This is a genomic window from Corynebacterium kefirresidentii, from assembly GCF_016599755.1.
Classification (GTDB): domain Bacteria; phylum Actinomycetota; class Actinomycetes; order Mycobacteriales; family Mycobacteriaceae; genus Corynebacterium; species Corynebacterium kefirresidentii.
This window is the reverse complement of record NZ_CP067012.1, coordinates 2,348,384-2,374,223: the sequence shown is the minus strand read 5'-3', so window position 1 is coordinate 2,374,223 and position 25,840 is coordinate 2,348,384. Positions and strand designations below refer to the sequence as shown.

Annotated in this window: 25 protein-coding genes; 19 read left to right on the top strand and 6 right to left on the bottom strand. The window is 63.1% G+C overall.

Annotated elements, in window-relative coordinates; all coding sequences use genetic code 11:
* Positions 1-38: 38 nt before the first annotated feature.
* On the top strand, positions 39-1,295 hold the full coding sequence (locus I6I12_RS11445) for a YihY/virulence factor BrkB family protein (protein WP_023020463.1): 1,257 nt from the start codon (positions 39-41) through the stop codon (positions 1,293-1,295).
* On the opposite strand, the gene I6I12_RS11440 is transcribed toward I6I12_RS11445, so the two are convergent.
* The 4 genes from I6I12_RS11440 to I6I12_RS11425 form a co-directional block, all read right to left on the bottom strand.
* Positions 1,292-2,821: an AMP-binding protein gene (locus tag I6I12_RS11440; protein ID WP_200288325.1), complete on the bottom strand. Its 1,530-nt coding sequence runs from the start codon at positions 2,819-2,821 to the stop codon at positions 1,292-1,294. The two genes, I6I12_RS11445 and I6I12_RS11440, sit on opposite strands and share 4 nt — an antisense overlap.
* Before the next feature lie 11 nt (positions 2,822-2,832).
* Entirely contained in the window at positions 2,833-4,542 is a 1,710-nt protein-coding gene (locus tag I6I12_RS11435; RefSeq protein WP_200288324.1) for a long-chain-fatty-acid--CoA ligase, read from the bottom strand.
* Positions 4,543-4,613: 71 nt separating this feature from the next.
* A complete protein-coding gene (locus tag I6I12_RS11430) occupies positions 4,614-5,099 on the bottom strand; it encodes a methylated-DNA--[protein]-cysteine S-methyltransferase (RefSeq protein WP_200288323.1) in 486 nt (161 codons plus the stop codon).
* 1 nt (position 5,100) lies between these two features.
* A complete protein-coding gene (locus I6I12_RS11425) occupies positions 5,101-6,816 on the bottom strand; it encodes a long-chain-fatty-acid--CoA ligase (RefSeq protein ID WP_200288322.1) in 1,716 nt (571 codons plus the stop codon).
* Positions 6,817-6,882: 66 nt separating this feature from the next.
* Between I6I12_RS11425 and mshA the strand changes: the two genes are divergently transcribed.
* From mshA to I6I12_RS11405, 4 genes are all read left to right on the top strand, one after another.
* Entirely contained in the window at positions 6,883-8,148 is a 1,266-nt protein-coding gene (gene mshA, locus I6I12_RS11420; protein ID WP_200288321.1) for a D-inositol-3-phosphate glycosyltransferase, read from the top strand.
* Positions 8,149-8,188: 40 nt separating this feature from the next.
* Entirely contained in the window at positions 8,189-8,935 is a 747-nt protein-coding gene (locus tag I6I12_RS11415; RefSeq protein WP_023020469.1) for a phosphoglyceromutase, read from the top strand.
* A 63-nt stretch (positions 8,936-8,998) separates the two neighbouring features.
* Positions 8,999-10,261, top strand: coding sequence for a sensor histidine kinase (locus I6I12_RS11410; protein WP_200288320.1), 1,263 nt, complete (start codon positions 8,999-9,001; stop codon positions 10,259-10,261).
* Complete coding sequence (locus I6I12_RS11405; RefSeq protein WP_049358745.1) at positions 10,258-10,965, top strand: response regulator transcription factor; 708 nt, start codon at positions 10,258-10,260, stop codon at positions 10,963-10,965. The genes I6I12_RS11410 and I6I12_RS11405 overlap by 4 nt, the downstream gene beginning before the upstream one ends.
* Here the strand turns inward: I6I12_RS11405 and I6I12_RS11400 are convergent.
* A complete protein-coding gene (locus I6I12_RS11400) occupies positions 10,962-11,873 on the bottom strand; it encodes a DUF3109 family protein (RefSeq protein ID WP_200288319.1) in 912 nt (303 codons plus the stop codon). The genes I6I12_RS11405 and I6I12_RS11400 overlap by 4 nt on opposite strands.
* Positions 11,874-11,906: 33 nt before the next feature.
* Between I6I12_RS11400 and I6I12_RS11395 the strand changes: the two genes are divergently transcribed.
* The 5 genes from I6I12_RS11395 (at position 11,907) to I6I12_RS11375 (ending at position 15,535) form a co-directional block, all read left to right on the top strand.
* Positions 11,907-12,836: a Ppx/GppA family phosphatase gene (locus tag I6I12_RS11395; protein ID WP_080971159.1), complete on the top strand. Its 930-nt coding sequence runs from the start codon at positions 11,907-11,909 to the stop codon at positions 12,834-12,836.
* Between the two features lie 9 nt (positions 12,837-12,845).
* Positions 12,846-13,916: an Rv0497 family membrane protein gene (locus I6I12_RS11390; protein ID WP_200288318.1), complete on the top strand. Its 1,071-nt coding sequence runs from the start codon at positions 12,846-12,848 to the stop codon at positions 13,914-13,916.
* 72 nt (positions 13,917-13,988) lie between these two features.
* On the top strand, positions 13,989-14,780 hold the full coding sequence (gene proC, locus I6I12_RS11385; protein ID WP_234288132.1) for a pyrroline-5-carboxylate reductase: 792 nt from the start codon (positions 13,989-13,991) through the stop codon (positions 14,778-14,780).
* Positions 14,781-15,005: 225 nt separating this feature from the next.
* Positions 15,006-15,194 carry a helix-turn-helix domain-containing protein gene (locus I6I12_RS11380; protein WP_005527601.1) on the top strand — a complete coding sequence of 63 codons (189 nt, stop codon included), beginning with the start codon at positions 15,006-15,008 and terminating at the stop codon, positions 15,192-15,194.
* 239 nt (positions 15,195-15,433) lie between these two features.
* Positions 15,434-15,535 carry a 30S ribosomal protein bS22 gene (locus I6I12_RS11375; protein WP_003855542.1) on the top strand — a complete coding sequence of 34 codons (102 nt, stop codon included), beginning with the start codon at positions 15,434-15,436 and terminating at the stop codon, positions 15,533-15,535.
* Between the two features lie 86 nt (positions 15,536-15,621).
* Here the strand turns inward: I6I12_RS11375 and I6I12_RS11370 are convergent, their stop codons facing one another.
* The gene (locus I6I12_RS11370; protein ID WP_200288317.1) at positions 15,622-16,659 is read right to left on the bottom strand and encodes an HAD family hydrolase; all 1,038 of its coding nucleotides are present in this window, start codon (positions 16,657-16,659) and stop codon (positions 15,622-15,624) included.
* Between the two features lie 88 nt (positions 16,660-16,747).
* Here I6I12_RS11370 and I6I12_RS11365 point away from each other — a divergent pair, with 88 nt between their 5' ends.
* The 9 genes from I6I12_RS11365 (at position 16,748) to I6I12_RS11325 (ending at position 25,816) form a co-directional block, all read left to right on the top strand.
* Positions 16,748-16,990 (top strand): glutaredoxin family protein, encoded by a 243-nt coding sequence (locus I6I12_RS11365; RefSeq protein WP_200288316.1) that lies wholly within the window; start codon positions 16,748-16,750, stop codon positions 16,988-16,990.
* Positions 16,991-17,063: 73 nt separating this feature from the next.
* A complete protein-coding gene (locus I6I12_RS11360; protein WP_023020478.1) occupies positions 17,064-18,398 on the top strand; it encodes a glutamyl-tRNA reductase in 1,335 nt (444 codons plus the stop codon).
* Positions 18,399-19,286 carry a hydroxymethylbilane synthase gene (gene hemC, locus I6I12_RS11355; protein WP_023020479.1) on the top strand — a complete coding sequence of 296 codons (888 nt, stop codon included), beginning with the start codon at positions 18,399-18,401 and terminating at the stop codon, positions 19,284-19,286.
* Between the two features lie 208 nt (positions 19,287-19,494).
* On the top strand, positions 19,495-21,171 hold the full coding sequence (locus tag I6I12_RS11350; protein WP_234288131.1) for a bifunctional uroporphyrinogen-III C-methyltransferase/uroporphyrinogen-III synthase: 1,677 nt from the start codon (positions 19,495-19,497) through the stop codon (positions 21,169-21,171).
* 28 nt (positions 21,172-21,199) lie between these two features.
* Positions 21,200-22,183, top strand: a complete 984-nt coding sequence (hemB, locus tag I6I12_RS11345) for a porphobilinogen synthase (RefSeq protein ID WP_200288314.1) — start codon at positions 21,200-21,202, stop codon at positions 22,181-22,183.
* Positions 22,184-22,192: 9 nt separating this feature from the next.
* Positions 22,193-22,876 (top strand): CCDC34 family protein, encoded by a 684-nt coding sequence (locus I6I12_RS11340; protein ID WP_023020482.1) that lies wholly within the window; start codon positions 22,193-22,195, stop codon positions 22,874-22,876.
* Entirely contained in the window at positions 22,873-23,364 is a 492-nt protein-coding gene (locus I6I12_RS11335; RefSeq protein ID WP_023020483.1) for a hypothetical protein, read from the top strand. Before I6I12_RS11340 ends, I6I12_RS11335 begins: the two co-directional genes overlap by 4 nt.
* A 37-nt stretch (positions 23,365-23,401) precedes the next feature.
* A complete protein-coding gene (gene hemE / locus I6I12_RS11330) occupies positions 23,402-24,436 on the top strand; it encodes a uroporphyrinogen decarboxylase (RefSeq protein ID WP_023020484.1) in 1,035 nt (344 codons plus the stop codon).
* Positions 24,437-25,816, top strand: coding sequence for a protoporphyrinogen oxidase (locus I6I12_RS11325; protein ID WP_200288313.1), 1,380 nt, complete (start codon positions 24,437-24,439; stop codon positions 25,814-25,816). It abuts the gene before it with no gap.
* Positions 25,817-25,840 lie beyond the last annotated feature (24 nt).

The window sequence follows — 25,840 nt, the reverse complement described above, 5'->3', positions numbered from 1 at the left end:
TCCTGAAATAGATTCTTTACCGCATACGCTGGGATAATATGAGCACACTGGACGATTCCGCCGAGGTTCCTGGCGCCGCGAACATGGCGGCCGACGATCTGTCTGCTGGCGACCCGTCCGCCACTGCACGGCCGAGCGCTTCAGCCACTCCGGTAAGAGAATCCGTCTATGAGGGCGCGGATAAAATCGTGCCGAGTACCGCGCCCACCGTGGTCAAGATCGAAGGCCACACCGAAAATGTGGACCCGCTGGCCCGCGGTAACCGCTTGCGCAAGGAAAGCTGGGGGCTGGTGCTCCGCCGCGTGTGGGCGGACTTCTTCCACGATGCCTTGATGGATCGCGCCGCCACGATGACGTATTTCACGCTCATGGCCTTTGCTCCTACGGTGCTCGCGGCCTATTCGATAGCCACGCTCATCTTTTCCTCTCGGCGCGCCGAGGTACATGAATTAACCTCGCAGTTCATTGCGGATTACGTGCCGAGTTCGATGACGGAGCAGGCCGAGCACCTCGTGGGCTCCATCATTGGCTCCACAGCCCAAGGCACCTTCGCGCTGGTGGTATCCGTGCTGGTTTCTCTTTTTGCCGCCTCGGCCTATGTGCGTGCCTTCTCGCGCACCGCCAATACCGTTTACGGGCGGGTAGAGGGCCGCGGAATAATCCGCACCTGGGCACTCATGTGGGGGCTTACTATCGTCCTGGTCATCGGCGCGGTGATCGTGCTTTTTGCTAACCTGCTGCGCGATACCATTGTCAGCGGTGTGGTCGAACCGTTAGCCGGCAAGCTAGAGATGCAAGGCACCGCGGACTTTTTGGGCGGCATCTTTATGCCGGTGTGGAATTGGCTGCGCTTCCCGCTCACCGTGGTGGTCGTGCTGACGTTGATTGCCATCCTGTACCACTTTTCCCCGAATGTGCGGCCAGCGCGCTTCCGCTGGATAACTCTCGGTTCCGTGGTGGCGCTTAGCACCAATGTCGTGGTGTGGGGAGCCTTTGCGCTGTATACCCAGCGCTTTGCTGGGGCCAGCGTCTACGGCGCCTTCAGCCTCATCATGGCCGTATTCATGGCCGTATGGTTATCTAATACGATGCTCATTTTGGGCATCAAAATCGATGCGGAGGTATTGCGAGCCAAAGAGCTGCAACTGGGTCTGCACGCCGCGCGGCATATTCAGGCTCCGCCGCGTTCCGATGCCGCCGCCAAATCCCAAGCCCGCGCCCAACTTGACCTAGAAGAGCGGTCCGAGCGCATCTACAAACAAGCGGTGTGCAAAGCAGAAAACGACGCAGACTAGTCGCGGTGAAGGCGGGCGAGGAGATCGCGCCGGACATCGCGGCGGCGCAGCTTGCCTAGCTGATCACCGGCAAGCTTATCCATGGCAAAGAATCTTTGCGGTACCTTATAACGCGCCAGCAGCCCGCGGCAGTGCTCGCGCAAGGCGGCTTCGTCGAGCCGGACACCAGGAGACAGGACCACGCAGGCAGCGACGTCCTCAGAACCATCGGAGCGGGGAGTGCCTACGACGGCGGCTTGGGCGATATCGGGGTGGGAGGTTAAGGCCTCCTCAACCTCGCCGGGATAAACATTGAATCCGCCGGTAATGATGATTTCTTTAATGCGGCCCACCAACCGGATATGGCCATCGGGTTCGCGCACGCCCATGTCTCCTGTGCGGAACCAACCTTCATGGAAGGCGGCTGAGGTAGCGGGGGCGTCGGCAAGGTAGCCGCCAAAAACCTGCGGGCCGCGGGCGAGGATCTCGCCGGCCACGCCATCCGGTTGGGTGCGGCTGAGATCGGCAGGATCGCCGATGCGCAGCTGCGTATCCGGCAGCGGCAGGCCGATGGTGCCGGCGCGCCGGGTGTCATCAAGGGGATTGATGGTCAGCACGGGAGAGGTTTCCGTCAGCCCATAACCTTCCACCAACATGCCACCGGTGCGTGCCTCCCAGGGGTCGATGATGCGCGAAGGCAACGAGGCCGCGCCCGAGATGGAATAGCGCACCCCGCCGAGATCCGAGGGAGACTCGGAATCAGCGGCAGTGGCAGCGTAGTTCATGGCGCGTTCGTAGATGGTCGGCACGCCCGGCATCCAGGTGGGGCGGCGGGTCGCAAGCGCTTCCGTCACTGCGTCGGTGCGTGGGGTGGCAAGCAGGATGATCTCCGCCGCGCAGCGCACCGCAAGCAGCACGCTCATCGTCAGGCCATAGGAATGGAACATGGGCAACGCGGCCAGGAAGCGCTCATTACCGCGGCGCAGCGGGGCCTGAGTTTCTAGCTGCAAGCAGTTGGCAGCGAGGTTGCCGTGGGTTAAGACCACGCCTTTGGGGCGGGCGGTGGTGCCGGAGGTGTAGAGGATAAGGGCGGCGTCGGCAAGCGTGGCTGGGTGCGGCTCCACCGGGGTGCCGGAAAGCGGAAGCGGATTGGCAAGGGAAACGGAGATGGTGGCCTCCACCTGTGCGGATACGGTGGGGGCGATGTCCTCCCAGGCAATGGCCACGCGGGCGCCATGATGGGCGAGCAGCGGGGTGAGCTCGTGCGCGGTATAGCGCGGGTTATGCTCCACCACCACCGCGCCCAGGCGCAGGATGGCGAAGAATGCCACCACGTGTTGCGGGCAATTAGGGAGCAGGAGCGCCACCCGGTCGCCGGGGCGCACGCCCATCTCGCGCAAGGCGCCGGCCGCGGCCGCCACCTGGGCATCGAGCTCGCTATAGGTTAGCGTGTGGCCGGCGAAGTAGGTGGCCGGGCGCTGTGGAAACTGTGCGACGGCCGCCGTGAGGAAATCCGTCAAGGTAGCGCCATAGTGAATTTCTGCCATAGCCGATAAGTTTAGGCCTTTGCCTCCAACAGCTCGAGTAGGTCCTTGCGCACCTGGTGGCGGCGAATCTTGCCTAGATGGTCGCGCGCCAAATCCTCAAAGTGATAGAACGTGCGCGGGACCTTGTAGCGGGTAAGGCGCTCGCGGCAGAATTCCTTCAATCCCTCGGGATCGAGCACGGCACCATCGCGCAGGGTGACGCAGCCGACGACATCCTCGGAGCCATCCTGGCGGGGGCGACCCACGGCGGCGACGTCCACCACATCGGGGTGCTGCGCGATGGCCTCTTCCACTTCGGCGGGATACACGTTGAAGCCGCCGGTGATAATGATTTCTTTGATGCGGCTGACCAGCTTGATATAGCCATCCGGTTCCATCAGTGCCATATCGCCGGTGCGGAACCAGCCATTGTGGAAAGTCTTTTCGGTGGCGTCGGCATTGCCAAAATAGCCCTGGAAAATTTGCGGACCGCGCGCGAGCATCTCGCCCGGCTGGCCATCGGGTTGGGTTTCATCCAAGTTATCGGGGTTGGCGATGCGCACCTCCGTATCTGGGAAGGGCACGCCCACATAGCCGGGGCGGTGCTTGCCATTCATGGGGTTGGCGGTGAGGACCGGGGAGGTTTCCGTCATGCCAAAGCCCTCCACGAGCCGTCCACCGGTCATGGTTTCCCAGCGCTCCACAATCTCTACAGGCAGCGTGGCCGCGCCGGAAAAGGCGTTGCGAATTCCGCTTAAGTCAACGTCTTTTTCTTCGGCCGCGTCCATGATCTTCTGGTAGAGCGTGGGCACGCCGGGCAGCCAGGTGGGAGTGCGCTTCTTTAGGATGTCCAGGATGAGCGGCATCTGCGGCGAGGGAAGCAGGATGAGCTCGGCGCCCAGGTAGATACTGAAAATGCACAGCGTGGTCATGCCATAGGCGTGGAAGATGGGCAGCGCTGCGAGGAAGCGCTCTTGCTGCTTGCCCATCTGCGGTACCCAGGCTTTGCCTTGGATGGCATTGGCGATGAGGTTGCCATGGGATAATAGTGCGCCCTTGGGCTTGCCGGTGGTACCAGAGGTGTAGAGGATGAGCGCGATATCGTCCGGGGAGATCTCGGGGAAATCGAGGTCCGTGCCGTCGCCGCCGATGGCCGCGCCGATGAGCGTGGACCATTCCACGGTATTGGGGGCAGGGGTGGTCAGCTGCTCTCGTTTGGCAGCCAGCGGTGGGATGGGCAGGCGCAGCGCGAGGCGCTTGAGCGGAGGCATGGCATCTACCATATTGACGGAGATGATGGTCTCCAGCGGGGTAGTCGAGCGCAGTTTTTCCAGCGTGGAGGCGGTCTTATCCCAGGCAATAGCCACGCGCGCGCCATGGTCCTTGAGCAGCCCCTCAAACTCCGGGGCGGTATAAAGCGGGTTGTGCTCGACCACGGTGGCGTCGAGTAGTTGGACCGCATAAAAGGCGGCGATGTGCTGGGGGCAGTTGGGAAGGACGATGGCTACCTTATCGCCCGGGCGAATGCCAAAGGCCTTGAGACCGGCCGCGGCGGCGCGCACCTGGCTATCGAGCTCTGCGTAGGTTTGCGTGCGCCCGAAGAAATAGGTGGCGGATTTATTGGCGTTGACCCGCAGGTTATTGCGGTAGTAGTCGACGATGGTCTTATCGCCGTAGTCCAGCGTGTGTGGGGTCCAGTCGCTGTAGTGCTGGAGCCAGGCTTGGGAGGGGGAAGTGGACACGCGAAAACCTTTCGTTTGGCTACAAAAACTATTTCTGAGGGGATAGTTTATCCCAAACCGAAAGAATCCTTCTAGATTTCTTCCAGCGTCAGCAAAAATCGTTTGGCAGCTAGCCCGCCCGCGTATCCGCCCAGCCCGCCATCGCTACGCAGCACCCGGTGGCACGGCCGCACAATAAGCAGGGGATTGGCGCCGCACGCGCTGCCCACGGCCCGCGTCGCGCCGGGCCGGCCGAGCATCTTGGCGACGTCGCGATACGTGACCGTTTCCCCATAACCAATCTCCGTCAACTGCGCGTGTACGGCCGCGCGAAATTCGGTTGTGGTGGGCGGGTCCAAAGGCAACTCGAAGGCGCGGCGCCGGCCAGCGAAGTACTCCGCAAGCTGCGCCTGCGCCGCATCGAGCACGTCTGTGCTGTGCTTTTCGACGTCCCTTTCATCCGCACTGCCCACCGCTTCCGGCAGGGCGCCGGTTGCGGTGAATTCCACACGGGAAAGCCCCCGCGGGCTCGCCTGCAGGCGCAGGGGTCCGAGGGGGCTATCGATGAGGCGGAACACGCTAGTCCTTTTCGGCCTCGAGGCGGCGGATAAGGTCTGCCTGGACCTCGCGGCGGCGGATCTTGCCCATCTGATCCTTAGCCAGCTCTTCAAAGTGGTAGAAGGTGCGCGGGACCTTGTAGCGGGTAAGGCGTTCGCGGCAGTATTCCTTGAGTCCCTCCGGGTCGAGAGCGGTGCCATCGGCCAAGTCGAGGCAGGCGACGACGTCCTCGGAGCCATCTTCGCGTGGCCGGCCTACCACGGCGACGTCATCAATGCTCGGGTGCTCGCGCAAGATTTCTTCCACCTCGCCCGGATATACGTTGAAGCCGCCGGTGATGATGATCTCCTTGATGCGGCTAACCAGGCGGATGAAGCCATCTTCTTCCATAACGCCCATGTCACCGGTGCGGAACCACTCGCCGTGGAATGCGGCCTCGGTGGCCTCCTCGTTATTGAGGTACCCCTTGAAAATCTGTGGCCCACGCGCCAAAACTTCGCCTTCGGTGCCATCGGGCTGGGTTTCATCGAGGTTATCTGGGTTGGCGATGCGCACCTCGGTATCCGGGAAGGGGATGCCCACGTAGCCGGGGCGGCGGTCGGTGCTCATAGGGTTGCCCACGATGATGGGCGAGCATTCGGTCAGGCCATAGCCTTCCACCAAGAGGCCACCGGTATAGTTCTCCCACTTCTTGACCGTGTCCGAAGGCAAGGTAGAAGCCCCGGAGAAGGCTGCGCGCACGCCCTTGATAGGAATCTGCTGCTCGTCGGCGGCTTTGACGATTCGCTCGTAGAGCGTCGGCACACCCGGCACCCAGGTCGGGGTGTGCTTTTTCATCAGCTGCATAATGAGCGACATATCTGGCTTAGGCAGGATAACCAGCTCGCCGCCGATAAACTGCGCCAGGGTCACGTTCATGGTCAGGCCATAAGCATGGAAGAAGGGGAGGGCGGCGAGCATGCGCTCGGGCTTATCGCCCAAGCCCGGCACCCACGCCTTGCCCTGCAGGAGGTTGGAAAACAGGTTCCCGTGCGAGAGCATGGCGCCCTTCGGGGCGCCGGTGGTACCAGAGGTATACATGATGAGCGCGATGGTGTCCTTGTCCACGTCTTCCGGCGTGGTGATATCGCTGCCGTCGCCACCGATTGCGTTGCCCACCAAAGTTTCCCACGGCACGGTATTTGGCGCCGGGGAAGATAGCTGCTCGCGCTTGGACTTGAGCGGCGGAATAGGCAGGCGCAAAGCGGCGCGCTGCAGGGTGGGCATGGCGTTGATCATGTTGATGGACACGACCGTTTCCAGATTGGTGGTTGCCCGCAGCTTCTCCAGCGTGGGCGCGGCCTTGTCCCAAGCGATGGCGATGCGCGCGCCGTGATCTTGGAAGAGTCCTTCCAGCTCGTGGGCGGTGTAGAGCGGGTTATGCAGTACCACCTGCGCACCGAGCTTCAGAATGGCATAAAACGCCGCGATGTACTGCGGCGAGTTGGGCGCGACGATCGCTACGCGGTCACCTGGCCGCACGCCGAAGGCCTTCAGGCCCGCGGCCGCTGCGCGAACCTGGCGGTCTAGCTCAGCATAGGACTGCGTACGGCCAAAGAAATAGGTAGCCGGCCGATCCGCGTTGATTTTTAGGTTGTTGTCATAAATATCCAGCAGCGTGGTATCGCCGTAGTCCAGCGTATGCGGTGTCCATTCCGGGTAATACTGGAGCCAAGCCTTTGTTTCATATGCGGACAAAACGTGACCTTTCGGTAGCGTAGGTTTCTGGCAGGGGCCAGTATAGCGCCGCTAGAATGGAGCGCCATGCGCATCGCCATGATTTCTATGCATACATCCCCTATCGAGCAGCCTGGCTCAGGGGATGCGGGTGGAATGAACGTCTACGTCCTCAATATTGCCCGCCAATTGGCCCGCCGGGGAATCGAGGTAGACGTCTATACCCGCGCCACCCGGCCCAGCCAAGGCGAAATCATTGCGGTGGAGCCTAGCCTGCGCGTTATCAATATCGTCGCGGGCCCGTACGAGGGGCTAGATAAAGAGGATCTCCCTACCCAGCTGGCCGCTTTCGCCGGCGGCATGGTGCAATTTGCCAAATGGCAGGGTAAAAAATATGACCTTATTCACTCCCACTACTGGCTTTCTGGCCAGGTGGGCTGGCTGTTGCGGGATCTCTGGGGTATCCCGCTTATTCACACAGCGCATACCTTGGCCGCGGTGAAAAACGCCTCGCGGACGGCGGATGACACCTTGGAGTCCGAAGCCCGCCGCATCTGCGAACAGCAATTGGTGGATAACGCGGACTTGCTGGTGGTCAATACCGAGCAAGAAGCCCGCGACTTGGCCGAACATTATGATGCCGAGAGAGCCAATATTCGCGTGGTCTCGCCCGGCGCCGACGTAGAGCTTTTTACCCCTGGCACGGACCGCAATACCGAGCGCTCCCGCCGCGAGTTGGGCATTCCGCTGCACACCAAGGTGGTGGCCTTTGTCGGCCGCTTACAAAAATTCAAAGGCCCGGAGGTACTCCTCCGCGCCACGGCCGAGCTCTTCCGCCGCGAGCCGGCCCGCAACCTGCGGGTGGTTATCTGCGGTGGCCCGTCGGGGGCCAATACAGCGCCGGAGGCATATAGGGAGTTGGCGCGTGAGTTGGGCGTCGATAAGCGGGTGCGCTTTTTGGGTGCCCGCCCGCCGGAGGAACTGGTGGGGGTCTACCGCGCGGCTGATATTGTGGCGGTGCCCAGCTATAACGAGTCCTTCGGCCTAGTGTCTCTGGAGGCCCAAGCCTCTGGCACGTCGGTGGTTGCTGCCGCCGTCGGCGGGCTACCCATTGCCGTGGCTGACGGGGAAACTGGCCTGCTGGTGCACTCGCACGATCCGGAGGATTGGGCTGATGCCTTGGCCCGCCTGCTTGACGACGACCCCATGCGCATCGCCATGGGCGAAGCCGCCGTCGCCCACGCCGCGCGTTTTAGCTGGGCCAGCTCCGCCGCAGCGCTCGCAGAAATCTATGACGAGGCCAGCCATATCGAGGTTCCAGACTGCCATCAACGGCGGGCAAGTGGAGACTAAACCTCCTACGCTGGGAGCCATTTCGTGGCATGCTGGAAACATGACTAACGGAAAGCTAATTCTCCTTCGCCATGGCCAATCCAAGTGGAATGAGTCCAACCAGTTCACTGGCTGGGTCGATGTAGACCTGACCGAAAAGGGTGAGGCGGAAGCCAAGCGCGGCGGCGAGCTGCTCGCGCAGGAAGGCATTCTGCCGGACGTCCTTTATACCTCTCTTCTGCGCCGCGCTATCCGCACCGCAAATATCGCGCTCAATGCCGCCGATCGTCACTGGATCCCAGTAGTGCGCGATTGGCGTCTCAACGAGCGCCACTACGGCGCCCTGCAAGGCCTGAATAAGGCTGAGACCAAGGAAGAGTACGGCGAGGAAAAGTTCATGGCATGGCGCCGCTCCTATGACACGCGCCCGCCAGAGCTGGCCGATGACTCCGAATACTCGCAGGCCAATGACCCGCGCTACGCAGACCTAGATAAGGTCCCGCAGACCGAGTGCCTCAAGGATGTTGTCGCCCGCTTTGTGCCGTACTTTGAAGAGGAAATCCTCCCGCGCGCCAAGAAGGGCGAGACCGTGCTCATCGCCGCTCACGGCAACTCCCTGCGCGCACTGGTCAAGCACCTGGACAATATCTCTGATGATGATATTGCCGGATTGAATATCCCCACCGGCATCCCGCTGGTTTATGAGATTACCGAGGACGGCTCGGTAGCAAACCCAGGCGGTACCTACCTGGATCCGGAAGCTGCTGCTGCCGGTGCCGCCGCCGTTGCTGCGCAGGGCGGTAAGTAAGTAACTGCGCTAAAGTCCCCGGGGAGTATTCCCTGGGGACTTTGTGATGGATAGGCTAGACACGTGGAATTGATTCTTTCCTTTGCCGCCGGCGTGGTGGCCTGCGGGTTGGCGCTGCCGGCGATGTCCTGGGCGCGCGGGCGCATTGCGCGCTACCGCCAGGCTACCGATGTCGGGGCCAATCAGGTTACGACGGTTAGCCAGGTGCTGCACTTGGCCGTGCAAGGCTCGCCGACGGCGCTGACGGTGCTGGACCGCAGCCAGGAAATCGTCATGTCTAATCCGGCCGCGCATGAGATGTCCTTGGTGCATGACCGCGCCGTTAACCCGGAGGTATGGGAGACCGCGCAGGAGGTCTTCGAAGACAAGGAGACCCGCACCGTCGACATAGCTATTCCCAAGCGGCGCACGGGACACCGTGTCACGCAGGTCAGGGCGGTGATTAAGCCACTGACCCTTAATGACGGCCGCTTTGTCATCGTCTACGGCACCGATGAAAGCGAAAATGTCCGCATGGAGTCCGCCCGCCGTGACTTCGTGGCGAACGTCTCCCACGAGCTCAAGACGCCCGTCGGCGGCATTGCCCTGCTGGCGGAGGCCCTGCTACAAGACCCCGGCGACCAAGAGACCGTGGAGTACTTTGGCAATAAGGTCTATAAGGAAGCCAACCGCATGGCCGATATGGTCAGCGAACTTATCTCCCTGTCCAAGCTGCAGGGAGCCGAGGCCCTGCCGGAGATGGAACCCCTAGCCGTAGATGATCTCATCGATGAAGCCCTCTCGCGCAACCACCTTGCTGCCGAGGCCCGTTCCATCGAGCTCAACCGCGGCGCCTCTGTCGGCGTGCAGGTTAAAGGCGATCGATCCCTGCTGGTAACAGCACTATCCAACCTGGTCTCCAATGCGATTAACTACTCGCCGGAGAAAATGCCGGTGTCTGTCTCCCAAAAGGTGGTGGATGGTGGGGTCGTACTCATCCGCGTCACGGACCGTGGCATTGGCATCGCACCGGATGACCAGAAACGTGTTTTTGAACGCTTCTTCCGTGTAGACCAAGCCCGGTCGCGGCAGACCGGAGGCACTGGCCTAGGATTAGCAATTGTTAAACACGTGGTGGCCAACCATGGTGGCAATATCAAACTATGGTCCCGGCCGGGTACGGGTTCTACATTCACCATTGAATTGCCCATCTACAGGGAAGAAAAGCCAGCGCAGGAAGCTGGCATGAAGGATAATGAGAAAAGGGATGCCGTCGACGCGGCGGCGCCTGGGCTCCCGCGTGCAGTGGCACGCGTTGCAGCACGTCGAAAGGATAAAGCACAATGACCACCATCCTCATCGTTGAAGATGAAGAGTCGCTGGCAGATCCGCTGGCATTCCTCCTCCGCAAGGAAGGTTTTGAACCCATCATCGCGCATGATGGCCCTACCGCGCTGGAAAAGTTTGCCGCAAACGACATCGATATCGTCCTTTTGGACCTCATGCTGCCCGGCATGTCCGGCACCGAGGTATGCAAACAGCTGCGCACTACTTCGTCCGTGCCCGTCATCATGGTCACCGCGCGCGACTCCGAGATTGATAAGGTCGTCGGCCTCGAGCTGGGCGCCGATGACTACGTCACCAAGCCTTATTCTTCCCGCGAGCTTATCGCCCGCATCCGTGCGGTACTGCGCCGCGGCCATGATTCTGGAGCCGGTGCCGAGGCCGAGGCCGAGGAAGAGGTTGCCGAGCAGATCCTCGAAGGCGGCCGCGTCAAGATGGACGTGGAGCGCCACACCGTTACCGTCGCAGATGAGCCGGTATCCATGCCTCTCAAGGAATTCGACCTCCTGGAGTACCTATTGCGCAACGCCGGCCGCGTGCTCACCCGCGGTCAGCTCATTGACCGCATTTGGGGCGCTGATTATGTCGGAGATACCAAGACGCTCGACGTCCACGTCAAGCGTCTCCGCTCCAAGATTGAGGAACAGCCCTCCCGCCCGAAACACTTGGTCACGGTGCGCGGTCTGGGCTATAAATTCGAGCTCTAATCTTCCGCCTGCAGGCTTTCAGCCTTCACACTGGCCGGGTGCTGCGTGAGCTGAACGCCGTGTTCGGCCGCCGCCGCTCGGGCCTTGCAGTGCGCGGCCAGAATCTCATAAGACTCGCGGCCCATTAGTGCTACCAGCTCGTCCTCGTGCGACTGCCACATCGGCAGCGGATTGGCGTGACAGGCGGAATCGGCCGAGCAATACCAATCAAAATCTTCGCCGCCATTGCCCCAACCGCGACGGTCATACTCGCCTATCTGGGTGCGTAGGATCTCCTGCCCATCCGGGCGTTCTTCATAATCCTCGTACCGGCGCAGCGGCAGCTGCCAGCACACCTCCGGCTTGACCACTGTGAGCTCTTCGCCAGCATCCACCGCCCACTGGTGCAGCGCGCAGCCCGTGCCCGTAGCCCAACCGGCGCGGTTGGCAAAAATGCACGCTCCATCCACAATCGGCGTCTTCAGCGCCGGTTCCGGTTCCCCGTCCTCGCCGTCGAGTTCGTCCCATTCCAGCCACGGTTCTAATTCATCCGTATCGTCTTGCGCGAGGAATTCATCTACCCCCGCTGGGCGCAGCTGCCAATATTCGGCGGGCATGCGCGCGACGGCGTCATAAAGCTGGTCGCGGTCTTCCTCATCGGCCATATAAGCTCCATGCACGCAGCAGCCCACTTCGGGCTGGCGCTTGTCGATGCCCCGGCATGCCGAAGTACCAAACTGGCAGCTGTAGTGCGATTCCACCCATGTCAGGTCGATGGAAAAGACGTGGTGTGGGTCGTTCGGATTGGTAAATTCAAACCACTCCCGCGGGAAATCGGGGGCCTCTTCGCGGCCTGCTCTTATCGACGCCGCCGCGGGCGAGCTCGCGGGAAAACCTAGATATACCGTGTCAGATTTTGGGCGATTCACACCTAACCACGGTAGACCTACTACGCTATTAGTGTGCGATTAGGTGTATTAGACGTCGGAAGCAATACTGTCCACCTTGTTGCGGTCGATGCCGCGACGGGCGGACGACCGACTCCGATGAGTGATTGGAAGACCCCGCTCCGGCTGGTAGAACAGCTGGATAAGAAGGGCAACATCCATGAAAAGGGTGTAAAGAAGCTGGTCAGTGCCGTAGCTGAAGCTAGCGAGCTGGGTGAAAAGCTGGGCTGCGCTGAATTCATTGCCTTTGCTACCTCGGCGGTGCGCTCCGCGCCCAATTCTGAGGAAGTGCTCGATGAGGTGGAAAAGCATACTGGCGTGCGCCTGCAAATCCTCTCCGGCGTGGAAGAAGCCCAGCTGACCTTCCTCTCCGCGCGTCGCTGGTATGGCTGGTCCGCTGGCCGTATCACCAACCTGGATATCGGCGGCGGCTCGCTGGAGCTTTCCACCGGTACTGATGAGCACCCCGACCTTGCTTTCTCCCTCGACCTAGGTGCCGGCCGGTTGACCCATAATTGGTTCGACACCGACCCACCAGAGAAGAAGAAGGTAAGTGCGCTGCGCGATTTTATTGATGCGGAGCTTGAGGACGTTGCCGCACAGATGAAGGCGATGGGTCCCGCCGGCCTCGCCGTGGGCACCTCTAAAACCTTCCGTACGCTTGCACGACTTACCGGTTCTGCGCCCTCGTCTGCCGGCCCATACGTCAAGCGCACGCTGACTGCACCGGGTCTGCGTCAGTTGATTTCCTTCATCTCCCGCATGACTGCGGCAGACAGAGCGGACCTAGAAGGTGTAAGTTCTAACCGATCGCACCAAATCGTTGCCGGCGCTCTGGTGGCCGAGGCATCCATGCGAGCCTTGGAAATCGAGAAGCTGGAAATCTGCCCATGGGCGCTGCGTGAGGGCGTCATTTTGCGCCGGACCGACAAGGGATTGGAATAGGAAGAGATCATGGCTGACCAGAATAAGTTGACCGTGGCAGAGCTGCTGGCTCGCAATAACAAAGCCCGCGGCGAGAAGGAAAGCAAGAAAGACAACCGTTCTCGTCGCCACCGCCGCAGCCTGGATGAAGGCGGCATTTCCGTTGCCGAGCTGACCGGCAACCTCAAAAAGGTCAAGGCTTCTCCTGCTGAGGCCAAGCACACCTCCGTCTCTATCGACGAAGACGCCCCCGTCATCCGTTCCCCCAAGTCAGCCGAACAGGCCGGTGCCGATTCCGCGAAGAAGCCCGCCGCGGACCCAGCCGCAAAGCCGGCGGCAAAGCGCGCGGCACAGCCCGCAGCTAAGGCGGCGCAGACTACCAAGCCTGCCGCAAAGCCCACCACAAAGACTGCAGCTGCTTCGTCCGCTACTCCGGCTGCCGCTGCTCCGGCCGCACAGAAGCCTGCTGCCACCGGCGCGGCACAGGACGCGGCGAAGAAGAACCAGCCTTCAGCCGATGACACCGCGGTAATCCAGCGGGTGGATAAGGCGGGCGAGGCTAAACCTGCTGCGGCAAAGTCTGCTGCGGACACACCAGCGGCAAAGAAGCCAGCCGCAGACAAGGCCCGTGCTGAAAAGCAGGGCACTGCGAAGCCTGCTGCTGAAAAGCCTAAGGACGACAAGCGCGCGAAGGCAGCCGGAGCAGGAGCTGCGGCAGCGGGCGCTGGAGCGGCCGCGGCGGCGGTGCCGACGTCGAAGAAGGCGGGCGTCGCCAAGAGCGCAGAGGAAACCGGCAACCTACCCAAGGTCGAGGACAACGAGGATTGGGTGGAAGAAGAGCACGAGAAGCTCAATCCGGTATCCATCCTGCTGATGATTGTCGCGGGCATCCTGCTGGCGATTGTCATTTTCAAGGGCTTTGAGATTCTGTGGGATAACTTCCCACGCCTGGTCGTGGCTGTCCTAGCGCTGTGCGTCACCGCGATTATGGTCGGTGTGACCCACGCGCTGCGCACCGCACGCGATGGTTTCTCCATGTTCCTGGCCGGCTTTACCGGCCTCGTCCTCACCTTCGGCCCGCTGCTATTGGTTATGCTTTAACCCCGCGCTTGTCGATGCCCCGGTTACCCCACGTGGTAGCCGGGGTTCCACATTTTTGGCATGGTGGAGACTATGACAAAAATTGCAATTTTAGGCGGCGGACAAATCGGTGAGGCTTTGACCTCGGGACTCGTGGCATCGGGCTTTGCAGGCTCGGATATCACGGTTACCAATCGCACCGAATCGCGCAGCCACGAACTCGAACAGACCTATGGCGTGAATACCACCAGCGATAATGCGGCCGCGGTAGACGGCGCGGACTATATCTTCGCGTGCGTGAAGCCCTACGCCATCCTGGAACTGCTCGAAGGCCTGTCGCCGGCGAAGGACGCCGTGGTCGTTTCCATGGCCGCAGGCCTAACGCTAGAGCAGCTGCAGGGTGCGGTGGGCGAAGGCCAGCCGGTGGTGCGCGTCATGCCCAATACCCCCATGTTGGTGCGCCGCGGCATGTGCACCTGCGCGGCCGGCGAGCATGTGAGCGATGCCCAGATGGACGGCGTGCGCGAGCTGCTCGAAGCCGTTGGCGAGGTTGCGGTTATCCCAGAGAAGAATATCGACGCCGCCACCGCGCTGGCGGGCTCCTCCCCGGCATACTTTTTCCTCGTGGCAGAGGCGCTTGTCGACGCCGGCGTGCAGCTCGGCCTTCCCCGCGACGTCGCTGAGAAGCTTGCCGCCCAGGCTGCGGCCGGCTCCGGCGAGATGTTGGCCAGCTCTGGCCGCTCGGCCACCCAGCTGCGTGCCGGAGTGACCTCGCCGGGCGGCACCACCGCGGCCGCTGTTCGCGAGCTGGAGGAGTCCGGCCTGCGCGGAGCGTTCTACCGCGCGGCAGAGGCCTGCTCCGACAAGGCTAAGGAGCTTGGCTAAAGCTTCCGTGCGCGACCTTCCCGTGGTGGGGGTGTACCCGCCCGGGAGCGTTGGGGCGGGTGTTAAGCAGCGCTTTCGGGGTAAACCCTAATGAATGCTGTGAAGAAATTTGGCACTTGGGTCGCATTAGTCACATGTTTCACGATAGGCTAGGACAAGCACGTGCGTGAAGTCCTGTGGGAGGGGAAGCCTACAGCGCGCACCGAGCTGAAGGGTTAGATATATATGGCAAATGAAGATAAGGGAACCTTTCTGACGATCGCGGAGGTCGCCGAGATTATGCGCGTCTCCAAGATGACCGTCTACCGTTTGGTTCACGCAGGCGAAATGCCGGCTGTTCGCGTTGGACGCTCTTTCCGCGTCCACGAGTCCGCCGTCAACGAGTACTTGGAGGCATCCGTCTACGGAGCCTAGGCTCGCGCCGCACTAGACAGCGCCCACCTCTGCTGGCCATCGTGGTCAGCGGTGGTGGGCGCTGTTCTTTCTCCTGGGCCCTTTTTGGTCACGGGCTGGGGGCTGGGTAAGATGGTGTGCATTCGTGTCGGCTCGCTGATGTGGCCCGCGGTCCGTGTGGCCACGGCGGCAAGAGTGCACCTTCGCCGTTTTAGCGCTGACAAGTTTGACAGTACGTACTATTTGAAAGTGAGGACTCTATGGGTTCCGTCATTAAGAAGCGCCGCAAGCGCATGTCCAAGAAGAAGCACCGCAAGATGCTGCGCCGCACCCGCGTGCAGCGCCGTAAGCTGGGCAAGTAAACCCAGCCCGCTTCTTGCCCTCCGCCATTGTGCGGAGGGTTTTTGCATGCTTGCCGATGTCCCCCCAGCGCCCGCTACCGCCCTCGCTACCGCCGGTAGTAGCGCCAGCCGCCATAGGAAAAGGCAGCGGTGGCCAGGGCCGGCAGGCCATAGGTGCGGATAGCGCGACGCACTGAGCGATAGTCGCGCACCAGCCAGCCGTGCTCGCTGGCGATGGTGCGCAGCTTACGGTCTGGGTTAATGGCCACGGCGGTACCGACCATGGACAGCATGGGCACGTCGTTGGCGGAATCCGAATACGCGGTGCAGCGCGAAAGGTCCAAGCCCTCGATGGTCGCGAGCGCGGCTACGGCGTGCTTTTTGCCGGGGCCGTGCAGGATATCGCCGACCAGCCGGCCGGTGAACTTGCCATCCTTGACCTCTGCGACGGTGCCGAGCGCTCCCGTAAACCCGAATCGCCGCGCGAGCACCTGCGCTAGCTGCACCGGGGTGGCCGTGACCAACCACACCTGCTGGCCGGCGGCTAAGTGCATTTCTGCTAACTGGGTAGTGCCAGGGTATGCGCGGCGCGCGAGCGAGGCGTCCACGATCTCCTCGCATAGATCGACCAGCTCGTCGACGCTGCGGCCTTTGACAAACTCCAGCGCCTGCGCACGGCCGGCGGCGACGTCTCGGGCATTTTCGCTGCCGGAGACGCGGAATTTAAGCTGCTTCCACGCAATCGGCAAGATCTCTGATAACCGGAAGTAGCGCTTGCGCGCCAACCCGAAGGCGAATTCCACGAGGGAGGAGCCTTGGATGAGGGTATTGTCGACGTCGAAAAACGCCGCCGCGCCCACATCTACCGGTACGTCCGGGTCCTGGGCGGTAATACGCTGCGAGCCCGCCGCGTCATAAGAGCCGGTTACCGAATCCACACCGGAGGCAAAATCCTCTAGCTCCAGCCCGAATTCTTCCAATGCCGCCGCGGCCGCGGCTTCGCCGGCGGTGCGCTGGGATTCCTCATCCAGCGGGGCGAGCGCCTGGTTTTCTAAAAAATTACGCAGATTGCCGCGCGAAGCGGTCCAGTTGGCCAAGAATTCGCGGGGAGTTTCAGGGAACCCTGGGGGAGTGGTAGCGGACACGAGTCAGACAAACAGCTTTCGCAAACGCGGGGTGGACTAACGTGTCCATAGTAATGGTTTCGACCGCCGCCGTCCCTGTGAGGAGAATATGTCTCAGCATTTCGTCGAGCTCATGGTGCGCACCACCTGCGGTTCTTGTGCGCGCGTGAGGGAGCAGATTACCCCCGTTGTCACGCAGGCAGGTGCGGAGCTTGCCGTGCGTAACGTGGATGAGGATGCGGAGCTGGCCATGGAGTTCGGTGATCGCGTACCCGTCGTGGTTATCGACGGCGAAGAGTTCGCCTGCTGGGAAGTAGACAATGCCGAGCTCGCGGCCGAGCTAAGCAGATAATTCGGGATCCCTGCCACCGACGGGTACTCTTTTGGTGGGTTAAAATCAATCAAATGGTTGAGGAGTGTTGTGCATGAGCGTGCTCGTCGTGGGCATGTCCCACCAGTCGGCGCCAGTGGCGCTGCTGGAGAAGCTGAGCATGGATAGTGCGGTCCAGGATTCCGCCTGCGGGAAACTGGTGGCGGCCGACTCACTTTCAGAGGCGATGATCATCTCCACCTGCAACCGCATGGAGGTCTACACCGTTACTAACTCCTTCCATGCCGGCGTGCAGGAAGTCGTGCGCGTGCTCACCCAGGTATCGGACGTGAGCGAGGAGGAGCTGCGCAGCTACCTCTACGTGCGCTATGCCGACGCCGCGGCCGAGCACCTGATGTCCGTGACCTCTGGGCTGGATTCCATGGTGGTAGGAGAGCAGCAGATCATCGGCCAGGTGCGCAGCGCCTACCAGGCCGCCTCCGAACAGGGCACGGCCGGACCGCGCATCCACGCGCTGGCGCAGTCGGCACTACGGGCGGGCAAGCGCGTGCACTCCGAGACCGACATCGATGAGGCAGGCTCCTCCATGGTGTCCTTCGCTTTCGACCAAGCCCTGCAGCGCCTAGACGCCGAGGACTTGGCCGGCAAGACCGCGTTGGTCCTCGGCGCGGGCGCTATGGCATCGCTCGCCGCCACCCACGCCGGCCGGCTGGGGGTCAAGGAGCTGGTGCTGGCCAACCGCACCCGTGAGCGCGCCGAGCGCCTGGCCAGCCACGCCGAGGAGGCGGGCGTTGCCGCCCGCGTCGTGGACTTTTCCCAACGTGCCGCCGCGCTTTCCGACGTCGACCTGGCCATCTCCGCCACCGGCGCCGATAACTTCACCATCGAGGCCACCGACATTCCCGCCGGCCGCGAGCTCATGCTCATCGATCTCTCCCTGCCGCGCGATATCGACGATGCCGCCGCTGCGGCCGAGGGCGTGGATCTGGTCAATATCGAGCGCCTGAGCAAGTCGCTCTCGGCCGCCGATACCGACGTCGCGGCCGGCACTAGCCCGCACGCGCAGGCCCGGCGCATCGTCGACGAAGAGCTGGCAGCCTATACCTCTGCGCAGCGCGTACGCGATGTCGTCCCGGCCGTGAGCGCCCTGCACCGCCGCGCGGCCGACCTCGTGGAATGCGAGGCCGCACGCCTGCAACATAAGCACCCCGAAATCTCGGGCAAGCAACTTGAGGACGTCCAGCGCGCCCTCAAGCGCGTGGCCGATAAGCTGCTGCATGAACCAACGGTGCGGGCGAAGAAACTGGCGGCGTCGGAAAGCAGTGTCAGCAGCGAGAATGCCCTGCAGGAACTTTTTGGCCTGCAACTGGAAGGCTCCGGAGTGTCCGTGGCCGTTAATGAATTGCCCACCATGACTAAGGAGGCCTAAATGTTTCAGATTGGTACCCGCGGCTCCAAGCTTGCCACCACCCAGGCGGGCCACGTCCGCGATTGGCTTATCGACGCCGGCTTTGACTCCCAGCTCCACATCGTCACCACCGCCGGCGACGTCAATATGGCACCGGTCGAGCGTATCGGCGTCGGCGTATTTACCCAAGCGCTGCGCGAGGCCCTCTATGCCGGCGAGTGCGATATCGCCGTCCACTCTTTTAAGGACCTGCCCACCGCGCCCGATGATCGCTTCCGCCTCGTGGTGCCGCAGCGCCAGGATTCCCGCGAGGCGCTCGTCGCCCGCGATGGCCTGAGCCTGGCGCAGCTGCCGCAGGGCGCGCGCGTGGGTACCTCCGCCCCGCGCCGCATCTCCCAGCTGGCCGCCATCCGCCCCGACCTGGAGATTCGCCCGCTGCGCGGCAATATCGATACCCGCATGTCCAAGGTCACCGACGGCGAGCTCGACGCCGTCTTGCTGGCCTATGCCGGCCTGCTGCGCGGCGGCTACGCGGACCGCGCCACCGAAATCTTCGAGCCCTCCGTCTTCATGCCGGCGCCGGCCCAGGGCGCCCTCGCCATCGAGGCTGTGGCCGGAACCGAGGCTGCCGCGGCCCTCGATGCCATCGTCGATGACCGCGCCTCGGCCGCCGCGGCCGGTGAGCGCGCCGTGCTGGCCCGCCTTGAGGCCGGCTGTACCGCGCCGGTGGCCGCCACCTCGCGCTGGGACGGCGACCAGCTCACCGTGCGCGGTGGCGTCTTTGCGCTCGATGGTTCGCGTCAGCTTACTGCCACCGCCTCCGGGCCTGCGGCCGAAGCCGCCGAGCTCGGCGCGCGCGTTTCCGACGAGCTTTTCGCCGGTGGTGCGGCCGAGCTGCTGGGCAAGTAATTTCGCCTTTAGGCGCTAATAATTTAAGGTGTAGATACCACAAATCATTGTCCCGCAATGATCCGGCCCCCTTTAAGGGCATCCCAGGACTTAAGGCCTGGGATTTTGGCCGTTATGACCGTGTCACCCACCGCCGGCGCGGGGAACCACACCGCATGCGATCATGTCCGTGCGCGGTGCCGCGCGCCCGAATTTAGAAAAGAACTTTATGAGCAATGCCGCGCCAGACACCCAATTGGGCAAGATCGTCTTTGTGGGCGCTGGTCCAGGTAATCCCGACCTGCTGACCGTCCGCGCCCGCGAGGTTCTGGCAAATAGTGCCATCGCCGTGACCGATCCAGAGGTCATGCAGGGGGTGCGCGATGCCGTCGCAGCCGCCCTGCCCGTTCCGCAAGAGCTTCTCGACGCCGCCGAGGCTGAATACGCCCAAATGTGCGCCGACGCCAAGGCCAAGGGCGCGCGCCGCAAGCCGCCCCGCCCCGCCCCGCCAACGGCGGCGGTGCTGTATGAACCGGGAGAGGATATCGTCGGACAGCTGCGTGAATGCTTGGTTGAGGCCGACGGCGAAGATGTCATCCGCCTCGTGACCGGCAACCCGCTGCACCGCGAGTCCATCAAGGCCGAAATCAATGCCGTGGCCTCCGCAGGCCTGGAATTCCAGGTCGTGCCGGGCATGTCCCTGCCGTCGACCGTGCCGTCCTTTGCTGGCATTGCACTCGGCTCGACTTATACCGAGGCCGATGTCACCAACGGTGCCGATTGGGACGCATTGGCCAACGCCACGCAGCCCATCGTTCTGCAGGCCACGAAGGAGGACCTGCCGGTCATCTCCGAAGAGCTACAACAACGCGGCATGCCGGCCGAGACCGAGGCTTTTGTCACCGTGCACGGCACCACCCGCCTGCAGCGCACCTACGAGACCACTCTGGGCACCATGGGCAAGCTCGACGCTGACCTTGTCGGCCCGCTCGTGGTCACCCTCGGCCGCAGCATCGACGACCGCACCAAATACTCCTGGTGGGAAAACCGTCCCCTCTACGGCTGGCGCGTGCTCGTGCCGCGCACTAAGGAGCAGGCTGGCCCGATGTCCGCGCGCCTGGCCGGCTACGGAGCCATTCCCCAAAACGTGCCCACCATCTCCATCGAGCCGCCGCGCAATCCGGCACAGATGGACCGCGCCATTAAGGGAATCGTTGAGGGTCGCTATAAGTGGATCGTCTTTACCTCCGTCAACGCAGTGAACGCGGTGTGGGATAAGATCGCCCAGCTGGGCCTCGACGCCCGCGATTTCGCCGGCGTCCACCTCGCGGCCGTGGGCACCAAGACAGCGGCCGCCATCCGCGCCAAGGGCATGGTCCCGGAGCTTTTACCGCACAAGAAAAAGCAGAACGCCGAGGGCCTGCTCGATGTCTTCCCCAACTTCGTGGAAGATATCGACGCCGTCGGCCGCGTCCTGCTCCCGCGCGCCGATATCGCGGCCGATACCCTCGTGGATGGGCTCAAGGCCCTCGACTGGGAAGTCGATGACGTCGTGGCCTACCGCACCGTCCGCGCCGCCCCGCCTTCGGCCGAGATCCGCGACATGATCAAGACCGGCGGCTTCGACGCGGTCGCTTTCACCTCTGGGTCCACCGTGCGCAACCTGGTGGGCATTGCGGGCAAACCGCACCAGCGGACGATCATTGCGTGTATCGGGCCGTCGGCAAGAGCGGCCGCGGAAGAGATGGGCCTGCGCGTCGATGTCGTGCCCGAGGTCGCGGACGTACCCGCGCTTGTCGACGCCCTCGCAGACCACGTCGCCGCCCTCCGCGCCGCCGGAAACCTTCCCGCGCCGAGGAAGAAGCGCCGCTCGCGCAAGAAGGCTACTAAGGTCGACAAGGCATAAGTTTTAGTCTCGCTCTAAGGAGTACCCAATGAGCACCTTCCCAGCCCGCCGCCCACGCCGCCTGCGCACCACCCCCGCGATGCGCAACCTTGTGGCCGAAACCCAGGTCCGCCCCTCGGACCTGATTTTGCCCATGTTCATCGTGGACGGTCTCGACGCCCCGCGCGAGATTCCCTCCATGCCGGGCGTTTACCAGCACACTTTTGATTCCCTGCGCCGCGCGACCGAAGAGGCGCTAGAAGCCGGCGTGACCTGCGTCGATCTTTTCGGCGTTCCGCTCGAGGAAGACAAGGATGATACCGGCTCCGTCGCGTGGGACCCGCAGGGCATTTTGAACCGCGGCATTTCCTGCCTGCGCGAGGAATTCGGCGATGACCTCATCGTGATGGCCGATACCTGCCTCGACGAATTCACCTCCCACGGCCACTGCGGCGTGCTGGATGACAAGGGCCGCGTGCTTAACGACGAATCCGTCAAGCTCTACCAAGACATGGCCCGCTCCCAGGCCCGCGCCGGCGCCCACATCGTCTCCCCGTCCGGCATGATGGACGGCCAGGTGGCCGCCATCCGCGCCGACCTCGACGAGGCCGGCCACGAGGATGTGGCCATCATGGCCTATTCCGCCAAGTACGCCTCCGCCTTCTTCGGACCGTTCCGCGACGCCGTCGGTTCCTCCCTCGAGGGCGACCGCCGCACCTACCAGCAGGATCCGCGCAATTTCCGCGAATCCCTGCTCGAGGTCGAGCTCGACATCGAAGAAGGCGCGGACTTCGTCATGGTCAAGCCCGGCCTGCCTTACTTGGATGTGCTTTCGGCCGTGGCGGAGACTTCTCCCGTGCCGGTTGCGGTCTACCAGGTCTCCGGCGAGTACGCGATGGTCAAGGCCGCGGCCGCCAATGGGTGGATTGACGGCGAGGCCATCATGCTCGAGTCCCTGACCGCGTTCAAGCGCGCCGGTGCCGACCAGATTCTCACCTACTTCGCTACCGAAGCCGCCCGCCTGCTCAAGTAAAGGATCCCTGTGACTGTTACGCCCCCGTCGTCCGCCCCTGCTCCGCGCTCGCCGCGCACGCAACGCCCGGAATCCGTGGCGTACATGCTGTGGCTGTGGATGGGCGCGCTGTGCGGCGAGGCCGTGCACCAGGTGCTCAACGTGGTGCTGACGCTGCTCAACCACGACGTACTCATGTCGCAGGCCAAGGAGATGGCCAAGTCCGCACCGGCCGGCGTCGATGAAGCCCAGCTTTCCGACGCCTTCCTCCGCACCGCCGCCTACGCCTCCGTCGCCCTTTCGGCAGCCATTTCCTTGGCGATTATCGTGCTGCTGGCCTTCCTGCTGCGGTCCTTGGCGCGTCGCGGCAAGCGGGCCGGTACCTCGCGGCGCGTGTGGTTCGCTTTCTCGCTGTATTTTGGCTTCCGCATCCTGCTGACCTTCATGGTTACCCCGGCCGGCGCTGATGTGCCCGATTGGCTCTTTGCCGCCGATGGCATGGTGCAGATCCTGGTCGGCGTCGCGGCGGTGCTCGGCCTGATTTTCTCCGTGCGGGTCGATACCTTGGATTACACCGGCGAGCTCGAGCAGATGCGCGAGCTGGAAAAGGAACTCGAACAAGCGCAGCGCGAGAAGAAGCGCGCCGAGCAAGAACGCAAGCGTGCCAAGGATGAACAGCGCAGCAAGCGCACTGACCGGGAGGACAAGCGATGAGCAATACCGAGCGGCCCGGCCCCCGGGACTATAACCGCGCGGCCAGAAATACCTCCGCCAGCCAGAACCTCGACGCCTGGCCACGGCCGCTGCGCTGGGCCTATTGGGTGCTCGTCGTCAGCGCCGTGCTCATGTTGGTCAGCGGTCTGGTGGGCATCTTCGGCTCGGGCGGACCGCAGGTAGAACCCCAGAACGCGCAGGTCGCGGAGTATCTCCACTCCAATCGCCTATTTGTTGCGGTGACCAATACCGTCGGCGCCGTCGTGCTGGCGCTCTTTGCCGCGCAGCTGGCCAGCGGGTCCAAGTGGGCGCGCCGCATCATCACCATTGTCATCGCCATCGCGCTCTTTAATAATATCGCCGCCCTGGCGCTTGGCATTGGCGGGCTTAGCCTGCTGATTATCCCCATTTCCTTGATCATCGCCCTCGCGCTGCTTTTCCAGCCGCAGTCCAACCGCTTTATTAAGGACCGCAGCTTGCGTGGCTAATTAGCCCCCACTCCAACTTTTGATTCATAATTGGGGCATGTCTCGACTTAATCGTGCCCCGCTTATCGACGCCGCCCTCGGCCGCACCCCCTCCCGACCCCCAGTTTGGTTCATGCGCCAGGCTGGCCGTTCGCTGCCGGAATACCGCGCCGCCCGCGAGGGGATTAGCATGCTCGATTCCTGCTTCATGCCAGAACTGCTAGCAGAAATTACCCTGCAGCCGGTGCGCCGCCACGACGTTGATGCTGCCATTTTATTTTCCGATATCGTGGTCCCGCTCAAAGCCGCCGGAGTCAAGGTCGATATCGTGCCGGGCCGTGGGCCGGTGATGGAGCAGGCGGTGCGGAGTAGGGAGGACGTCGGCAAGCTGCCGCTGCTAGAGGCCGACGTCCCCGAGGTTACTGAAGGCATCGCCCGCATCCTGGCCGAGCTCACCGAAACCCAAGCGCTTATCGGCTTCGTTGGTGCGCCGTTCACGCTGGCTAGCTACCTCATTGAGGGCGGGCCGTCTAAGAACCACGAGCGCACCAAGGCCCTCATGCACGCCGAGCCGGAGACCTGGCATCTGCTCATGCGCCGCCTGGTGCCTACCATCACCCGCTTCCTGCAGGTGCAGGTCGACGCCGGCATCGACGCCATGCAGCTTTTCGATTCCTGGGCGGGCTACCTCAACGAGCGCGACTACCGCGAATTCGTTTTGCCGTATTCGCGAGAAATCCTGGCCGGCGTAGATATTCCGCGCATCCACTTCGGCGTCGGCACCGGCGAGCTCTTGCCAGCAATGTCGGAGGCGGGGTCGGAGGTCATGGGCGTCGACTATCGCGTGCCCATGGATGCCGCGGCCGAGCGCGTGAGCGCCCGCGTGCTGCAGGGCAACCTTGACCCGGCCATGCTTTTTGCCGGCGACGACGCCGTGCGCCAGGCCGTACGCACCATCCGCGGCGAGGTCGATCGGGCGCGCGAGCGCGGCGATATTGACGGCCACATCTGGAACCTCGGCCACGGGGTCCTGCCAACTACTGACGCGGAAGCAATCACCCGCGCCGTTTCCATCATCCACGAGGAGGGCTAAATGCGTATTGCGATTATCGGTGCCGGCCTGGCGGGCTTGACGGCCGCTTACGAGCTGCGCGACCACGACGTCGAGGTTTTCGAGGCCGCCGGCCGGATCGGTGGCAAGCTGTACTCTGTGCCGTTTAACGACGGCCCGACCGACATGGGCGCCGAGGCCTTCCTCGCCCGCCGGCGCGATGCCGTGGAATTTATCGAATCCCTCGGTCTCGGCGATAGCTTGGTCGAGCCCTCCGGTCTGCACTCGCTGGTGTACTCCGGCGAGCTCAAGCCGTTGCCGCGCGGCGGAATGATGGGCATTCCTTCGCACTCGGAGCCGGTCGCGCATTTGGTCTCGGCCGAGACCGCGCGCCGCATCGACAATGAGGAGCCCTTCGAGTGGACGGCGGGCAGCGACGTTTCCGCAGGCAAGCTGGTGCGCCAGCAGTTTGGCGACGACCTCGTCGACCACGTTATCTCCGCCCTCCTCGGCGGCGTGTACTCCTGTTCGGCCGATGATCTGGGTTTGCGCGCGACCATCCCGGCGCTGGCGGAGACCCTCGACGCGCTGTCCGAGCGCGGCCCAGTGACTCTCTCGGCCGCGGTCCGCACGCTGGAGGAGGCCCGCGCGGCCGCGCCCCGCAGCGGCGGCCCCGTCTTCCAGACTTTTCGCGGCGGCTACGCGCAGCTTTATGAGGCACTGGCCGAGCAATCCCGCGCCAAGATCTACCTCGATACTTTTATCTCCGGCATCACTCGCGAGGGCGAGCAATTCCGCCTGGCCGGAGCACCGGCCGATGCGGCGCCGTTTGATCGCGTGCTGGTAGCTACCCCGGCTCCGACCGCGGCGCGCCTTCTTAGCAAGGTCGCCCCGCAGGCGGCGGGACGGCTGAAGGGAGTGAAGTTGGCAGCGTCGGCCGTCGTGGGGTTGAAATTCGAGTCCGATACAGACCCTTCGGGAAACGCTTTGCCGCAGAATTCCGGCATTCTCGTGGCCACCGACCAAGACGATGTGCACGCCAAGGCCTTTACACTTTCCTCCCGCAAGTGGCCGCACTTGGCTGAGCGTGGCGGTGCCCTCGTACGTGCCTCCTTCGGCCGCTTTGGCGACGACGCCATCGTCCGCGCCGAAGAAGACGACCTCGTCGACTATGCCCTCGATGACCTCCAGCGACTCACCGGCTTCGACGGCCGCGCCGCGGGTGTCGCGGAGATCTTCACCCAGCGTTGGTTCGGCGGCCTGCCGCGCTACGACGCCGGGCACCTCGAAACTGTGGCCGGCGCACGCGGTACCCTCGCGGCGACGCCGGGAGTCGATGTCACCGGCGCCTGGGCCGGCGGCGTTGGAGTGCCCAACGTCATTGCGGATGCCCGCGCCGCCGCCGCGCGCATCGTCGGCTAGCGGTGCCGCACGATTCGTGCATTC

Excerpts from the sequence above, each read along its gene's own strand:
- hemB (WP_200288314.1), top strand. The coding sequence starts at position 21,200 with ATGAGCACCTTCCCAGCCCGCCGCCCACGCCGCCTGCGCACCACCCCC.
- I6I12_RS11390 (WP_200288318.1), top strand. The coding sequence starts at position 12,846 with ATGGCTGACCAGAATAAGTTGACCGTGGCAGAGCTGCTGGCTCGCAAT.
- I6I12_RS11445 (WP_023020463.1), top strand. The coding sequence starts at position 39 with ATGAGCACACTGGACGATTCCGCCGAGGTTCCTGGCGCCGCGAACATG.
- hemC (WP_023020479.1), top strand. The coding sequence starts at position 18,399 with ATGTTTCAGATTGGTACCCGCGGCTCCAAGCTTGCCACCACCCAGGCG.
- I6I12_RS11415 (WP_023020469.1), top strand. The coding sequence starts at position 8,189 with ATGACTAACGGAAAGCTAATTCTCCTTCGCCATGGCCAATCCAAGTGG.
- I6I12_RS11380 (WP_005527601.1), top strand. The coding sequence starts at position 15,006 with ATGGCAAATGAAGATAAGGGAACCTTTCTGACGATCGCGGAGGTCGCC.
- I6I12_RS11360 (WP_023020478.1), top strand. The coding sequence starts at position 17,064 with ATGAGCGTGCTCGTCGTGGGCATGTCCCACCAGTCGGCGCCAGTGGCG.
- I6I12_RS11350 (WP_234288131.1), top strand. The coding sequence starts at position 19,495 with ATGAGCAATGCCGCGCCAGACACCCAATTGGGCAAGATCGTCTTTGTG.
- I6I12_RS11325 (WP_200288313.1), top strand. The coding sequence starts at position 24,437 with ATGCGTATTGCGATTATCGGTGCCGGCCTGGCGGGCTTGACGGCCGCT.
- I6I12_RS11405 (WP_049358745.1), top strand. The coding sequence starts at position 10,258 with ATGACCACCATCCTCATCGTTGAAGATGAAGAGTCGCTGGCAGATCCG.
- hemE (WP_023020484.1), top strand. The coding sequence starts at position 23,402 with ATGTCTCGACTTAATCGTGCCCCGCTTATCGACGCCGCCCTCGGCCGC.
- I6I12_RS11440 (WP_200288325.1), bottom strand. The coding sequence starts at position 2,821 with ATGGCAGAAATTCACTATGGCGCTACCTTGACGGATTTCCTCACGGCG.
- mshA (WP_200288321.1), top strand. The coding sequence starts at position 6,883 with ATGCGCATCGCCATGATTTCTATGCATACATCCCCTATCGAGCAGCCT.
- I6I12_RS11335 (WP_023020483.1), top strand. The coding sequence starts at position 22,873 with ATGAGCAATACCGAGCGGCCCGGCCCCCGGGACTATAACCGCGCGGCC.
- I6I12_RS11375 (WP_003855542.1), top strand. The coding sequence starts at position 15,434 with ATGGGTTCCGTCATTAAGAAGCGCCGCAAGCGCATGTCCAAGAAGAAG.
- proC (WP_234288132.1), top strand. The coding sequence starts at position 13,989 with ATGACAAAAATTGCAATTTTAGGCGGCGGACAAATCGGTGAGGCTTTG.
- I6I12_RS11365 (WP_200288316.1), top strand. The coding sequence starts at position 16,748 with ATGTCTCAGCATTTCGTCGAGCTCATGGTGCGCACCACCTGCGGTTCT.